The sequence below is a fragment of the Streptomyces nidicola genome, assembly GCF_050106155.1.
Lineage (GTDB): Bacteria > Actinomycetota > Actinomycetes > Streptomycetales > Streptomycetaceae > Streptomyces.
In genome coordinates this window covers 2,172,077-2,187,339 of record NZ_JBNBPI010000001.1, presented here as the reverse complement: position 1 = coordinate 2,187,339, position 15,263 = coordinate 2,172,077, and the positions used below count along the sequence as shown (strand labels likewise).

The following is a 15,263-nucleotide window of genomic DNA, read 5'->3' as shown; positions in this document are numbered from 1 at the left end:
CCGGACCCCCGCCCGCCGCCTTGCCCTGCCGGGAGCGGCGGGGTGTGCGTCGGGGCCGTGCCCGGCGCGGGGCCCATCCGCTCGGCGCGCGAGGCCGCGATCGGCGCCGGGCACGGCTTCGGCATTGCGTGTGACGTCACGTTCGACCAGGAGGTTTCCCATGTCCGCCGGATCCTTCCCCGCTCCGTCCTCCCAGCCCTCACCGTCCTCCCCGTTCTCCCCTTCCTCCTCGGTCCGACGGTTCGGGGTGTGGCTGATCGGGGCCCGCGGCTCCGTCGCCACCACGGCGGTCGCGGGCTGCGCGGCCGTCGGCGCCGGGCTGCATCCGCCCTCCGGGATGGTCACGGAGACCGAGCCGTTCACCGCGGCGGGCCTGGCGCCCCTCACCTCGCTCGTCTTCGGCGGCCACGACACCCTCGACTGCCCGCTGCCCAAACGCGCCGAACAGCTCGCCGCCGGGGGAGTGCTGCCGCACGGCCTGCCGGGCGCGGTGCACAGCGAACTCGCCGCCGCCGATCGGGAGATCAGGCCCGGCGGGCCACTTGCCGGCGACGGCCGCGCCCAGGACGAGCTGATCGCCGCCTTCACCGCCGACATCCAGTCCTTCGTACGACGCCACGCCCTGGCAGGGGCCGTCGTCGTGAACGTCGCCTCCACCGAGGCGCCGCCCACCGGCGACGAGCTCCCGGCCAGCTCCCTGTACGCGGCGGCGGCCCTGCGCGCCGGCTGTCCGTACATCAACTTCACCCCCTCCACGGGACTCCACCACCCCTCTCTCCAGCACGCGGCCCACACCGCGGGCGTGCCCTTCGCGGGCCGCGACGGCAAGACCGGACAGACCCTGCTGCGGTCCGTGCTCGGCCCGATGTTCCGCAGGCGCGCGCTCGACGTGCGCGCCTGGTCCGGCACCAACCTCCTCGGCGGCGGTGACGGCGCGGCCCTCTCCGACCCGGCCGCGGCCGCCGCGAAGAACGCCGGCAAGGAGCGCGTCCTCGCCGACACTCTCGGCGCCGTCCCGCAGGGCGAGGTCCACATCGACGACGTCCCGGCGCTCGGCGACTGGAAGACGGCCTGGGACCACATCGCCTTCGACGGCTTCCTCGGCGCGCGGATGACGCTGCAGACCACGTGGCAGGGCTGCGACTCGGCCCTCGCCGCACCCCTCGTCCTCGACCTCGCACGCCTGCTGCTGCGCGCCGCTGAGTCCGGACTGACCGGCCCCCGGCCGGAGTTGGGCTTCTACTTCAAGGACCCCGACCCCGGCGCCTCCTCCGACCTGGACCACCAGTACGACTCCTTGCTCGCCTTCGCGGACCACCTGCGGCGCGGCGGTGCGGCGTGAACGGGGCGGCTGCCGGCGGGCGGGGGGCGTCGGGGAGTGGGGCGCCGGGGGCAGGGGTGTCGGCTGAGCGGGGGAGTGCGGAGCCGGGGGCACGGATGCCGGGGCGGCGGGGCCGGGCGTGGGCCGAACTCCTGCGCCTCCCGGCCCTGTTGACCGTCCCCGGCGACGCCTTGGCCGGGGCGGCCGCCACGGGGACCCGCCCGACCCGCGGCACGTTCCTGGCCGTCGGCGCCTCCGTCAGCCTGTACGCGGCGGGCATGGCCCTCAACGACTGGGCCGACCGGGACGAGGACGCCCGCGACCGCCCCCACCGCCCGCTCCCCTCCGGCCGCATCCGCCCGGCCCACGCCCTGGCGGCGGCGGGCGCGCTGACCGGCGCGGGCCTCGCCCTGGCCTGCCGGGCGGGCCGGACGACCGGCGCGGTGGCCACGGCACTCGCGGCGACGGTGTGGGCGTACGACCTGCGCCTGAAGGGCACGGTGGCGGGCCCCGCGGCGATGGGCACGGCCCGCGGCCTCGACCTCCTGATGGGAGCGGCGGCGACACGTCCGGCGGGAGCGGCCGGGAGCCTGCCCCAGGCACTCACGGCGGCCGCCACCCTGGCCGCCCACACGACCGCGGTCACCACCGTCTCCCGCCAGGAAACCCAGGGCGGCTCCGGCACCGCACCGCTGACGGCCCTGGCCACGGGAACGGTCGTCGCGGCGGCGCTCCTCACCGCGCGCGGCCGCGCCCTGACCTTCGCCGCCCTTCCGGCCACCGCATACGCCACCACCACCCTGCGCCCCCTCTTCCACGCCGCCCTCAACCCCTCGCCCCCGCTCACCCAACGCGCCGTCGGCGCCGGTATCCGCGCGCTCGTCCCCCTCCAGGCGGCGCTGGCCGCCCGGTCCGGCGCGCCCGCGACCGCCCTGGCCACGCTCGCCCTGGCACCGCTGGCCCGCCGTTTCGCGAAGCGGGTGAGCATCACGTGACCGCATCCGCCCCCGAACGCTCCGCCCCCCGCTGGGGATACGGAACCAACGGCCTCACCGACCTTCGCCTCGACGACGCCCTCGGGCTGCTCGCCGACCTCGGTTACGACGGTGTCGGGCTCACCCTCGACCACATGCACCTCGACCCCCTCGCCCCGGACTTCGCGGCCCGCACCCGCGAGGTGGCTCGTGCCCTGGACCGGCACCGGCTCACGGTCACCGTGGAGACCGGCGCCCGCTACGTTCTCGACCCACGCCGCAAACACGGCCCCTCCCTCCTCGACCCGGACCCCGACGCCCGGGACGCTCGTATCCGCCTGCTCATCCGTGCCGCCCAGGTCGCCGCCGACCTCGGTGCCCACGCCGTGCACTGCTTCAGCGGCGTCACCCCCGACGGCACCGACCCGGACGCCGCCTGGAAGCGACTCGCCGCGGCGCTCACCCCCGTACTGGAGGCCGCCGACGCCGCCGGTGTGCCGCTCGCCATCGAGCCCGAACCCGGTCATCTCCTCGCCACGCTCGCCGACTTCCACCGGCTGCGCCGCGACCTGGGCAGCCCCGAAGGCCTCGGCCTGACCCTCGACATCGGGCACTGCCAGTGCCTGGAACCACTGCCTCCCGCCGACTGCGTCCGCGCGGCGGCGCCCTGGCTGCGGCACGTGCAGATAGAGGACATGCGCCGAGGCGTCCACGAGCATCTGCCGTTCGGGGAAGGGGAGATCGACTTCCCGCCCGTGCTCGACGCCCTCGCCACCACCGGCTACCGGGGCCTGACCGTCGTCGAACTGCCCCGCCACTCCCACGCGGGCCCCGAACTGGCCGCCCGGTCCCTCGACTTCCTGCGAGCCGTGGCCCGGAAAGCGCCGCGAGGAGGCACGCCATGACGCACGGCACAGGCGCACGCTCAGGAACAACAGGCGCCGGAACCCTCCCCGCTCTCAGCACCGTCCGCGTCCGCCTCGACGCCGCGCTGGACGCCACCGCCCGCGCCTGGCTGCACGCAGCGCTCGCCGACGCCGCCGCGCGCCCCGCCCCCGCCGTATCCGAACAGGGCGTCAACGCATGGGAGTTGCGGTTCGCCGAAGCCGGCCGTCGTACCGGCGACGAGCACGCGGACGCCGTCCGGCTCCTCCTGCTGCACGCCGCCCGCGCCGACACCGCCACGCTCACCGCCCTGTACGGCCAGGGCACCGCCGCCGAACGCCGCGCGATCCTGCTCGCCCTGCCCCACCTGGTGGAAGGCCCGGACGCCCTCCCTCTGGTCGAGGACGCCCTGCGCGCCAACGACACCCGCCTGGTGGCGGCCGCCGTCGGGTCGTACGCCGCCGCCCACCTGCCCGTCCACGCCTGGCGGCACGCCGTCCTCAAGTGCCTGTTCACCGGGGTGCCGGTGGGCGCCGTGGCACACCTGGCCGACCGTGCCCGCGGCGACGGCGAACTCGCCCGCATGCTCGGCGACTTCGCCGAAGAGCGCACCGCCGCGGGCCGCCCCGTACCCGACGACCTGCACCGCGTCCTGGCCCTCACCGCGCCCGAGTCCCCGACGGACGGCCGGGCCGATCCCCACGGCAAGGAGTCCTGATGCGCCTCTTCGACCCCCACATCCACATGACCTCGCGCACCACCGACGACTACAAGGCGATGCACGCCGCCGGGGTGCGGGCCCTGGTGGAGCCCGCCTTCTGGCTCGGCCAGCCCCGCACATCGCCCGCTTCCTTCTACGACTACTTCGACTCCCTCCTGGGCTGGGAGCCCTTCCGCGCCGCCCAGTACGGGATCGCGCACCACTGCACGATCGCCCTCAACCCCAAAGAGGCGAACGACCCGCGCTGCACCCCCGTCCTCGACGCACTGCCCCGCTACCTCGTGAAGGACAACGTCGTCGCCGTCGGCGAGATCGGCTACGACTCCATGACCCCGGCCGAGGACACCGCGCTCGCCGCCCAGCTGCAACTGGCCGCCGACCACGGCCTGCCCGCCCTCGTGCACACCCCGCACCGCGACAAGCTCGCCGGGCTGCGCCGCACCCTCGACGTCGTCCGCGAGTCCGCGCTGCCCGTCGAGCGGGTCCTGGTCGACCACCTCAACGAGACCACCGTCAAGGAGGCCAAGGACTCCGGCGCCTGGCTCGGCTTCTCCGTCTACCCGGACACCAAGATGGACGAGGCCCGGATGGTGGAGATCCTGCGCGTCCACGGTCCGGAGAAGGTCCTCGTCAACTCCGCGGCCGACTGGGGCAACAGCGACCCGCTCAAGACCCGCAAGGTCGCCGACGCCATGCTCGCCGCCGGCTTCTCCGACGACGACGTCGACCATGTGCTGTGGCGCAACCCGGTCGCCTTCTACGGCCTCAGCGACCGCCTGCGACTCGACGTCCCCGCGACGGAACCCGCCACCCACGAAGGCAACTCGGTCCTGCGCGGCGGTGAGTGACCCATGCGCTTCCGGCACCCCGACGGCTCCACCGTCCACCTCGCGTACTGCACCAACGTGCACCCCGCCGAAACCCTCGACGGCGTCCTCGCCCAACTCCGTGACCACTGCGAACCCGTGCGCAAGCGCCTCGGCAGGGACCGCCTCGGCATCGGCCTGTGGCTCGCGAGGGACGCCGCCCGCGCCCTGATCACCGACCCCGTCGCACTGCGCGGACTGCGCACCGAACTCGAGCGGCGCGGCCTGGAGGTCGTCACCCTGAACGGTTTCCCCTACGAGGGGTTCGGCGCGGCCGAGGTCAAGTACCGCGTCTACAAGCCGGACTGGGCCGACGAGGAGCGCCTCACCCACACCGTCGACCTGGCCCGGCTGCTCGGCACCCTGCTGCCCGCCGACGCCGTCGAGGGCACCGTCTCCACCCTGCCGCTGGCCTGGCGCACCGCCCACGACCCGCAGCGCGCCGAACGGGCCCGCGCCGCCCTGCGCACCCTCGCCGAACGCCTCGACACCATCGAGGAACTGACCGGCCGCTCGATCCGCATCGGCCTGGAGCCCGAACCCGGCTGCATCGTCGAGACCACCGGCGACGCCATCGGCCCGCTCACCGACGTCGCCCGCACCGACCGCGTCGGCCTGTGTCTGGACACCTGCCACCTCGCCACCTCCTTCGAAACGCCCGACGCCGCGCTCGACGCCCTCGCCGCCGCCCGCGTCCCCGTCGTGAAGGCACAGCTCTCCGCCGCCCTCCATGCCGAACACCCCCATCTGCCCGAAGTCCGGGCCGCGCTCGCCGCGTTCGACGAACCCCGCTTCCTGCACCAGACCCGCGCCCGCGCCGACGGCGCCCTGCACGGCGTCGACGACCTCGGCGAAGCGTTGGCGGCCGAGGGGCAGGGGCTGCCGCAGGGCGTGCCCTGGCGTGCCCACTTCCACGTCCCGCTGCACGCGGCCCCCGCCGCGCCCCTCACCTCCACACTCGACGTCCTCAAGAACACGCTGACCCGGCTCGTCGGCGGCGCGCGTCCGCTCACCCGCCACCTGGAGGTCGAGACCTACACCTGGCAGGCCCTCCCTCCGGCCCTGCGGCCGCGCGGGCGCCAGCAGCTCGCCGACGGGATCGCCGCGGAACTGGCCCTGGCGCGCGACCTGTTGACCGACCTCGGCTTGAAGGAGCTGCCATGACCTCCGGTCGACCGGCGAGTGCCCGGCGCGGCGCCGCCCCCACGCCACGGGGCTCCGCCCCGGACCCCGCTGCTCAATCGCCGCAGGGGCTTGATATTGCTCACCCGGCGCAGACGCCTGAGAATGCTCACCCGCCGCAGACGCCTGAGAGTGCTCACCCGGCGCAGGGGCTTGAAAACGCTCACCCGCCGCAGGGGCAGGAGAAGCCCACCCCCCTCCTCGTCCTCGACATCGTCGGCCTCACCCCCCGCCTGCTCGAGCACATGCCGCATCTCAAGCGGCTCGGCCAGTCCGGGTCCCGTGCCCCGCTCGGCACCGTGCTGCCCGCCGTCACCTGCGCCGCCCAGTCCACCTTCCTGACCGGCACGATGCCCGCCGAGCACGGCATCGTCGGCAACGGCTGGTACTTCCGCGAACTCGGCGACGTACTGCTGTGGCGCCAGCACAACGGACTCGTCGCCGGCGACAAACTCTGGGATGCCGCCCGCCGCGCCCACCCCGGCTACACGGTCGCCAATATCTGCTGGTGGTACGCCATGGGCGCCGACACCGACATCACCGTCACTCCCCGTCCCGTCTACTACGCCGACGGCCGCAAGGAACCCGACTGCTACACCCGGCCCCCGGCCCTGCACGACGAACTCACCGAGAAACTCGGCACGTTCCCCCTGTTCCACTTCTGGGGCCCCGGCGCCGACCTCGTCTCCAGCCGGTGGATCATCGACGCCACCCGCCACGTCCTGGCCACCAGCCACCCCGACCTGATCCTGAGCTACCTCCCGCATCTCGACTACGACCTGCAGCGCTACGGCCCCGACGACCCGCGCTCCCACCAGGCGGCCGCCGACCTCGACGCCGCCCTCGCCCCGCTCCTTGACGACGCGCACGCCGAGGGCCGCACCGTCGTCGCCCTGTCCGAGTACGGCATCACCCGCGCCGACCGCCCCGTCCACATCAACCGGGCGCTGCGCCGCGCGGGACTGCTCGAGGTGCACACGCAGGACGGGATGGAGTACCTCGACCCGATGGCCTCCCGCGCCTTCGCCGTCGCCGACCACCAGATCGCGCACATCTACGTACGCCGACCCGAGGACCTCGACGCCACCCGCGCGGCACTCGCCGAGCTGCCCGGCATCGAGCAACTCCTCGACGACGAGGGCAAGAAGGCGCACCAGCTCGACCACCCGCGCTCCGGCGAACTCGTCGCCATCGCCGAGGCCGACGCCTGGTTCACGTACTACTACTGGCTCGACGACGCCCGCGCGCCCGACTTCGCGCAGCTCGTCGAGATCCACCGCAAACCCGGCTACGACCCGGTCGAACTCTTCATGGACCCCCTCGACCCCTACGTGAAGGTCAAGGCGGCCACCGCCCTCGCCCGCAAGAAGCTCGGCATGCGCTACCGCATGGCGGTCGTCCCGCTGGACGCCTCACCTATTCGCGGCAGCCACGGCCGGCTCCCGGCGAGCGAGGAAGAAGGTCCGCTCATCCTGTGCTCCACCCCCCACGTCCTCTCCGGCCGCGTCGCGGCCACCGAAGTGAAAGCCCTGCTCCTCAACCTGGCAGGAGGAGCAGTTACAGAGAGTGAAGCACGCGCCACTGACAACGCCCTGACCGAGAGAAGGCACCCGTGACCGACATCCGCATCACCGCAGGTCCCGACGAGGGATCGGGCCCCGACGAAGCCCTCAGATCCCGCCTCGGCATCAACCGCCGCCGCTTCCTCAGCACCTGCACCGCCGTAGCCGGCGCCGCCATCGCCGCGCCCGTGTTCGGCGCGGCACCCGCACTCGCCCAGCCGGCGACCGGCGCCGGCGCAGCGGGCGGCGGACACGGCACCCGCCTCATCCCCGCCGACAAGCGCGGCATCATCCTCTACACCGTGCGCGACGCCATCGGCCGCGACCCGCTGAGCAGCACCCTGCCCTCCGGTTTCCGCGAGGTGTTCAAGGAGCTGGCCCGATTCGGGTACAAGCAGGTCGAGTTCGCCGGCTACGGCCAGCACGCCAACGCGCCCGGAGGGGCGAACCTGGAGTCCGTCGCGGGTGCGAAACTGCTGCGTTCGTGGCTCGACGAGTACGGGCTGCGCGCCCAGGGCAACCACGGCTTCATCCCGTCGTCCTGGCCGCTCACCCAGGCCGACAAGGACCAGTTCAAGAAGCACCTGGAGATCGCGAACATCCTCGGCATGGACCACATGGGCACCGGCGGCGACCCCACCGGCAGCTCGTACAAGGCGGACTGGGACGTCGCCGCCGACAAGTGGAACGCGCTGGGGCGGCTCGCGGACCGCGCGGGTCTCAAGCTCTACACGCACAACCACGACGCGGCGTACGGGTTCCTCATCGACGGCGGGCCGCTCGACGACCAGGGGAGGCCCACCCGCAGCTCCGGCATCCGCAAGCTCGAGTACTTCCTGCGGGTCAGCGACCCGAAGACGGTGTGGCTGGAGATGGACATCTTCTGGGCGCACGTGGCCCAGTACAAGTTCCACACCTACACCGCGCACGACGGCTCCACCCGCGAGAAGGTCTTCGACCCGGCCGCCCTCGTCGTCGCGCACAACGCCCGCTACCCGCTCTTCCACGCGAAGGACGGCACCCGCAACGACACCAACGGCATGGGCTACGACATGGTGCCCTTCGGCGAAGGTGTCATCGACTACCGGACGTTCTTCAAGCGGGTCGGCGCCCGCAACTACCACAACCCCATGGTCGAGCAGGACAACGCGCCCAGCGCCACCGACCCCGCCCAGTCCCTGACCCACGCGCGCATCGGCTACGACAACCTCGCGGCCCTGCGGAAGTAACTCCGGCGCAGGCGCATGAGCGCACATGAGTGGGGCCCGGCCATCAATCAGGCCGGGCCCCACTCAACTCTTACCGATGCGCTTTACGTGATCAGCGCGGATCAGCGCTTTACGTGATCATGTCAAGGATACCGCCTTCTCGTTCCGCCCTGGCTGTCGCAGCAGCAGCGCCACGAGCGCCGACAGCATGGATATCCCGCCGGCCAGGGCGTACGCGCCGTTGTAGCCCCAGGCGCCGACCACCATCGAGCCGAGTCCGCCGCCGAACAGGCCGCTGATGAGCTTCCCGCTGTACACCAGGCCGTAGTTGGTGGCGTTGAAGTTCTCCCCGAAGTAGTCCGGGGTCAGCGCCGCGAACATCGGGTAGAACGCGCCGCCACCGAAGCCCGACAGGAAGGCGAAGACCAGGAAGAGCGCCTCGCTGTGGATGTCGCCCGCCCAGATGATGCCGAACTGGGCGAGACCGAGGACGACGATCACGAGGATCAGGCTCGCCTTGCGGCCCCACAGGTCCGACATCCAGCCGACCACCGCGCGGCCGACACCGTTGATGACCGCCATGACACCCATCGAGGACGCGGCGACCAGCGGACCGAAGCCGACCTCCTTGGCGAAGTCGACCTGGAAGGAGATGCCGAAGATCGACACACCTGCCGTCAGGACCAGGCTCAGCCACATCAGCGGCAGCTGGCCCGTCTTGATGGCCTCCATGGGGGTGTACTGCTTGACGGCCGGCGGGTTCTTCTCCAGCGCCGCCCGGCTCTTGCTGTTGCCCGACTTCGCCAGCGGGTCGATGTCCGAGGGCCACCAGTTCTTCGGCGGGTCCCGGAAGAAGAACGCACACACCAGCACCACGATCAGCACGTAGACGCCGATCATGTCGAGCACCCGGTGGTAGTTCGAGGTGTCGAAGGCGTAGTTGAAGATGAAGATGAACGGAAGCGAGCCGTAGGCGAAGCCTCCGTTGACGAAACCTGTCCTGCCGCCTTTGCGTTCGGGGTACCACTTGCCGACCATGTTGATGCAGGTCGCGTACACGAACCCGGAGCCGAGCCCGCCGATCACGCCGAATCCGATGATGGCCAGCCACACGTTGTGCAGATGCGACAGGGCCAGGAATCCGAACAGGCACATGAAGGCGCCGACGTACATGGCCCGACGGGCCGGCATGATGCCCTTCTCCCGCAGCCAGCCGGCCGGGAACGCCACACCTGCCTGGAAGAACACCCAGACACTCAGGATCCAGAAGGTGTTGGACTGCGTCCAGCCGTGCGCGGAGGACAAGGTGTCCTCCGCGGACCCGTACGCGTACTCGAAGACACTGATGGCCATCATCGCGGCCCACGGCAGGTACACCATGAACTTGCGGGAGTGGCCGAGGATGTCCCGGTCGGTCTCGCCGACGCGATAGATCCGGCCGTGCTCGTCGGTGATTTCTCGGTACCGGCTCCCCGTAGCCGGTGCCGTGTTACTAGCGGAGACAGGTTCCGCCGTCATATCAAGCCATCTCCTCACCAAGGGGTTGTGGGTTGGGGTGGACCCCACGCTTCTTGGGCCTACCGGGCGGGGACAGGAAGATGGCCACGAAGCCGGCGAAGAACGAGATGCAGCCGGCCAGGATGAAGGCCCCGGAGTGTCCCCAGGCACCGACGACGACGGACCCCATGCCCGCGCCGAGCCCTGAGACGAGCTTTGAGCTGTAGACCATGCCGTAGTTGGTGGCGTTGTTGTTCTCACCGAAGTAGTCCGCGGTCAGGGCCGCGAACATCGGGAAGATCGCGCCACCGCCGAATCCCGAGATCGCGGAGAAGATCAGGAACATCGCGAGCAGCTGCTCGGAGGCCGACCAGATGATGCCGAACTGGGCGAGGCCCAGGATGACGCAGACCGCCAGCAGACACTGCTTGCGGCCGTACCGGTCGGAGAGCCAGCCGATGACACCGCGACCGGTGCCGTTGACGACCGCCTTGAGTGACATCGCGGTCGCCACGATTCCGCCCGCGAAGCCCGCTTCCTTGCCGATGTCGACCTGGAAGGCGATGCCGAAGATGTTCACACCCGACGTACAGGCCAGGCAGAACCACATCAGCGCGACCCGGCCGGTCTTCCATGCCTCCATGGGGGTGTACTGCTTGACGGCCGGCGGGTTCTTCTCCAGCGACCGGCGGGCCCGCGGGTCCTCCGGAGGGTTGAGCGGGTCGATGTTCGCCGGCCACCAGTTCTTCGGCGGGTCCTTGAAGAAGGAGCCCGCGACGGCGACCATCGCGGCGAGCAGCACACCCACGGAGACCAGCACCCAGCGGAAGTTGGTCAGGTCCATGAACCCGGTGAACAGGAACACGAACGGGACCGAGCCGTAGGCGAAACCGCCGTTGACGAAGCCCGTCTTGCCGCCCCTGCGCTCCGGGTACCACTTGCCGACCATGTTGACGCAGGTCGCGTACACCATGCCGGCGCCCATACCGCTGAAGACACTGAAGCCGATGTAGGCGACGATGACGTGCGGTGCGAAGGCCAGCGACAGATAGCCGAGGAAGGTACCCACGGCGCCGAGCATCATGGCCCAGCGGGCCGGCAGTTTGCCGCTCTCCCGGAGCCTGCCCGCGGGCATGGCCACGGCCGCCTGGAAGAACACCCAGACGGTCATCATCCAGAAGATGTGTCCGCTGTTCCAATGGTGCGCGGTGTGCAGTGTGTCCTCTGCGGACGCGAACGCGTACTCCGCGGACGAGATGCCCATCATGCCCACCCAGGGCAGGATGACCATCCACTTGCGCCCGCGACCCATGATGTCGATGTCGCTCTCGCCAACGCGGTACATCCGGCCGTTGGCGTCCGTCACCTCCCTGTAGGGGACGGAACTCGGCAGATCGGTTGTTGTCATGTCGATCGTTTCCCTTGCGTCGAAAGATCTGGGCAGCGCCCCCTGTCCAAATTTCTTTCGTGTGCGCACGGGGCCTGGGTCCGGTCGGCGCACACCGCCGACCGGATCCGTCAGTCGCTCACCTCATCGACCGCCCCCCAACTTCCCCGCCGCGCGGGCCCACTTGTACTTGGCGCCGAGCACCGCGACGGGCTTCTCGGTCGTGTACGGGTACGCGACGACACCCCGGTCGAAGAGGTACTGGCAGGCCTCCTCGACCTCGACGTCGCCGGCCAGCGATGCCACCACGGGCTTCTCGATGCCGCGCTCCCGGAACTCCTGGACGACGCGCGCCGTCACCTCCGCGAACACCATGGGCGGGGTGACGATGGTGTGCCAGTAGCCGAGCACCAGCGAGTGGATCCGCGGATCCTCCAGGCCGAGCCGGATCGTCGCCTCGTACGTCGACGGGGGCTCGCCGCCCGTGATGTCGACGGGGTTGCCCGCGGCGCCGAACGGCGGGATGAACTTCCGGAACGCCGCGTCCAAGTCGGCCGGGATCTCCATCAGTTCGAGCCCGTTGTCCATCACGGCGTCCGACAGCAGCACACCCGAGCCGCCGGCCCCCGTGATGATCACGACGTTGTCGCCCTGGGGCGTCGGAAGCACCGGCAGCGCCCGCGCGTACTCCAGCATGTCGTTGAGGCCGGGCGCCCGGATGACACCGGCCTGCTTGAGGATGTCGTCGTACACGGCGTCGTCGCCCGCGAGCGCGCCCGTGTGCGAACCGGCCGCCTTGGCGCCCGCCGCCGTACGCCCCGCCTTCAGGACCACGACCGGCTTCTTCGGCACGGTCTCGCGCGCGGCCGCCACGAAGGCGCGCCCGTCCTTGAGGTCCTCCAAGTGCATCGCGATGCAGTCGGTGTGGGGGTCCTCGCCGAACCAGGTGAGCAGGTCGTCCTCGTCGAGGTCCGACTTGTTGCCGAGCCCGACGATCGCCGAGACACCCGTCTTCGTGGTGCGCGCGAAGCCCAGGATGGCCATGCCGATGCCACCGGACTGACTGGTGAGGGCGACGCCGCCCTTCACGTCGTACGGCGTGCAGAACGTGGCGCACAGGTCCTGCCACGTCGAGTAGTAGCCGTAGATGTTCGGGCCGAGGAGGCGGGTGCCGTAGCGCTCGGCGATGGCCACGATCTCCTCCTGGAGTTCGTGCTCGCCGGTCTCGGCGAACCCGGAGGGGATGAGGACCGCGTTGGGGATGCCCTTGCGGCCGACCTCCTCCAGGGCCGATGCCACGAACTTCGCGGGGATCGCGAAGATCGCCACGTCCACGTCGCCGGGCACGTCCGTGACACTCTTGTACGCCTTGCGGCCCAGGATGTCGTCGGACTTCGGGTTCACCGGGTGGATCTCGCCGGAGAAGCCGCCGTCGATGAGGTTGCGCATCACCGAATTGCCGATCTTGCCCTGCTCGTTCGAGGCGCCGATCACGGTGACGGAGCGCGGCTCCATCAACCGCCGCATCGAGGTCAGGATCTCCTCGCGCGTGTAGGTGCGCCGCTGCTTCGGCTCGCCCTCGGCGAGGATGACGCGGATGTCGGCTGCGAGCGCGCCCTTCGGGGTCGCGATCACCGGGTTGAGGTCGACCTCGGCTATCTCCGGGAACTCCGTGACCAGTTGGGACACGCGGCGGATCTGCTCGGCCAGTGCCTCCCGGTCGACGCCCTTGGCGCCGCGCACTCCGCGCAGCACCTCCGCCGCCTTGATGGAGTCGAGCATGTCGAGGGACTCGTCCTCCGTCACCGGCGCGAGCCGGAAGGTGACGTCCTTGAGCACCTCGACCAGGACGCCGCCGAGTCCGAAGGCGACGACCTTGCCGAAGGTCGGGTCGGTGACCGACCCGACGATGACTTCCTGCGTGTCGGGTCCGGTGGGCAGCAGTTCCTGCACCTGGATGCCGGTGATGCGGGCATCGGCCGCGTACGCGTGCGCGTTGTCGACGATCCGCTGGTACGCCTCCCGTACGGCGCTCTCGCCCTCCACGCCCACGATCACGCCGCCGGCGTCGGTCTTGTGCAGGATGTCGGGCGACACGATCTTCAGCACCACGGGCCCGCCGAAGCGGGCCGCGGCCGCCACCGCCTGGTCGGCATCGGTCGCGAGCTCCTCGCCGGGGACGGCGATCCCGTACGCGTCGGCGATCACCTTTCCCTCGGGCGCGGTGAGCGCTGTACGTCCCTCGGCCCGTACGGCATCGAGCAGCGCCCGTACCTTGAGCTCACGTTCCTCGGCCATCAATCAGATCACTCCGTTCGACTTGAGCAGACGCAACTCTTCGTCCCCGAGGCCGAGTTCACCGATGAAGACCTCCGCGTTGTGCTCGCCGAGCAGCGGGGAGGAGGTGACGTCGACGGGGGAGTCGGAGAGCTTGAGAGGGGAACCGACGGTCTTGAAGGAGCCGCGCTGCGCGTGCGGCACCTCGACGACCATCTCGTTGGAGACCAGCGACTCGTCCTCGATGATCTCCTTGGTGGAGAGGATCGGGCCGCAGGGGATGTTGTGGGCGTTGAGCCGATCCAGGACCTCCCACTTGGGGAGGGTGGAGGACCACTCCTCGATCAGCTGGAACATCTTGTTGAGCTTCGGCAGGCGTGCCTCGGGCGTGGCCCAGTCGACGTCCTCGGCGAGTTCGGGCCGTCCGATCAGCTCGGTGAGCGGCTTCCAGCCGACGGGCTGGACGATGACGTAGACGTAGTCGTTGGGTCCGCCGGGCGCGCACTTGACGGCCCAGCCGGGCTGTCCGCCGCCGGAGGCGTTGCCGGAGCGCGGCACCTCGTCGCCGAAGTCCTCGTTCGGGTACTCGGCCAACGGGCCGTGGGTCAGGCGCTGTTGGTCGCGCAGCTTCACGCGGCACAGGTTCAGGACCGCGTGCTGCATGGCGACGTTGACCCGCTGCCCGCGCCCGGTGTTCTCGCGCTGGAACAGGGCGGCGAGGATGCCGGCGACGGTGTGGATGCCGGTGCCGGAGTCGCCGATCTGCGCGCCCGTCGCGAGGGGTGGCCCGTCCTCGAAGCCGGTGGTCGACATGGAGCCGCCCATGGCCTGGGCGACGACCTCGTAGGCCTTGAAGTTGGTGTACGGGCCCTCGCCGAAGCCCTTGATGGAGGCGTAGATGATGCGGGGGTTGATCTCCTGGATGCGGTCCCAGGTGAAGCCCATCCGGTCGACGGCTCCGGGGCCGAAGTTCTCCACCAGCACGTCGGAGCGGCGGATCAGTTCGGTCAGCAGTTCCTTGCCGCGCTCCGTCTTGGTGTTCAGGGTGATGCTCCGCTTGTTGCAGTTGAGCATCGTGAAGTAGAGGGAGTCGACGTCCGGGATGTCACGCAGCTGCTTGCGCGTGATGTCACCGGTCGGCGCCTCCAGTTTGACGACGTCCGCACCCAGCCACGCCAGCATCTGCGTGGCGGATGGGCCTGACTGGACATGGGTCATGTCCAGGACGCGCACACCCTCGAGTGCCTTGGTCACGAACGACTCACCTCGCTACTGGTCCACGGTCGGTTCCACGGTCGGTCCACCGTCGGCTCGTACATTGCATACAGTCGCCGAATACTGTATGAAAACTGGTATCCCGCATTGCGTGGATGGTGTCCAGGG

Annotated in this window: 12 protein-coding genes; 8 read left to right on the top strand and 4 right to left on the bottom strand. The window is 70.7% G+C overall.

All coding sequences use genetic code 11. From position 1 onward, the window contains the following. The first annotated feature begins 160 nt into the window (after window positions 1-160). From ACOKM3_RS10100 to ACOKM3_RS10065, 8 genes are all read left to right on the top strand, one after another. Complete coding sequence (locus ACOKM3_RS10100; protein ID WP_426899058.1) at window positions 161-1,342, top strand: inositol-3-phosphate synthase; 1,182 nt, start codon at window positions 161-163, stop codon at window positions 1,340-1,342. A 95-nt stretch (window positions 1,343-1,437) separates the two neighbouring features. Then, window positions 1,438-2,316, top strand: coding sequence for an SCO3242 family prenyltransferase (locus ACOKM3_RS10095; protein ID WP_426899056.1), 879 nt, complete (start codon window positions 1,438-1,440; stop codon window positions 2,314-2,316). After that, window positions 2,313-3,200, top strand: coding sequence for a sugar phosphate isomerase/epimerase family protein (locus ACOKM3_RS10090; protein ID WP_426899054.1), 888 nt, complete (start codon window positions 2,313-2,315; stop codon window positions 3,198-3,200). Before ACOKM3_RS10095 ends, ACOKM3_RS10090 begins: the two co-directional genes overlap by 4 nt. Next, window positions 3,197-3,898: an EboA domain-containing protein gene (locus tag ACOKM3_RS10085; RefSeq protein WP_426899053.1), complete on the top strand. Its 702-nt coding sequence runs from the start codon at window positions 3,197-3,199 to the stop codon at window positions 3,896-3,898. Before ACOKM3_RS10090 ends, ACOKM3_RS10085 begins: the two co-directional genes overlap by 4 nt. After that, window positions 3,898-4,749 (top strand): TatD family hydrolase, encoded by an 852-nt coding sequence (locus tag ACOKM3_RS10080; RefSeq protein WP_426899051.1) that lies wholly within the window; start codon window positions 3,898-3,900, stop codon window positions 4,747-4,749. The genes ACOKM3_RS10085 and ACOKM3_RS10080 overlap by 1 nt, the downstream gene beginning before the upstream one ends. Window positions 4,750-4,752: 3 nt before the next feature. Further along, complete coding sequence (gene eboE / locus ACOKM3_RS10075; protein ID WP_426899050.1) at window positions 4,753-5,931, top strand: metabolite traffic protein EboE; 1,179 nt, start codon at window positions 4,753-4,755, stop codon at window positions 5,929-5,931. 230 nt (window positions 5,932-6,161) lie between these two features. Next, window positions 6,162-7,565: a nucleotide pyrophosphatase/phosphodiesterase family protein gene (locus ACOKM3_RS10070; protein ID WP_426906754.1), complete on the top strand. Its 1,404-nt coding sequence runs from the start codon at window positions 6,162-6,164 to the stop codon at window positions 7,563-7,565. Window positions 7,566-7,576: 11 nt separating this feature from the next. Then, on the top strand, window positions 7,577-8,740 hold the full coding sequence (locus ACOKM3_RS10065; RefSeq protein ID WP_426906753.1) for a sugar phosphate isomerase/epimerase family protein: 1,164 nt from the start codon (window positions 7,577-7,579) through the stop codon (window positions 8,738-8,740). A 117-nt stretch (window positions 8,741-8,857) separates the two neighbouring features. Here ACOKM3_RS10065 and ACOKM3_RS10060 read toward each other — a convergent pair whose 3' ends face one another. From ACOKM3_RS10060 to frc, 4 genes are all read right to left on the bottom strand, one after another. Continuing rightward, complete coding sequence (locus ACOKM3_RS10060) at window positions 8,858-10,237, bottom strand: OFA family MFS transporter (RefSeq protein WP_426899049.1); 1,380 nt, start codon at window positions 10,235-10,237, stop codon at window positions 8,858-8,860. A gap of 1 nt (window position 10,238) precedes the next feature. Continuing rightward, the gene (locus tag ACOKM3_RS10055; protein ID WP_426899047.1) at window positions 10,239-11,624 is read right to left on the bottom strand and encodes an OFA family MFS transporter; all 1,386 of its coding nucleotides are present in this window, start codon (window positions 11,622-11,624) and stop codon (window positions 10,239-10,241) included. Window positions 11,625-11,747: 123 nt separating this feature from the next. Further along, window positions 11,748-13,901, bottom strand: a complete 2,154-nt coding sequence (locus tag ACOKM3_RS10050) for an acetate--CoA ligase family protein (RefSeq protein WP_426899045.1) — start codon at window positions 13,899-13,901, stop codon at window positions 11,748-11,750. A 3-nt stretch (window positions 13,902-13,904) separates the two neighbouring features. Next, window positions 13,905-15,134: a formyl-CoA transferase gene (frc, locus tag ACOKM3_RS10045; protein WP_426899043.1), complete on the bottom strand. Its 1,230-nt coding sequence runs from the start codon at window positions 15,132-15,134 to the stop codon at window positions 13,905-13,907. Window positions 15,135-15,263 lie beyond the last annotated feature (129 nt).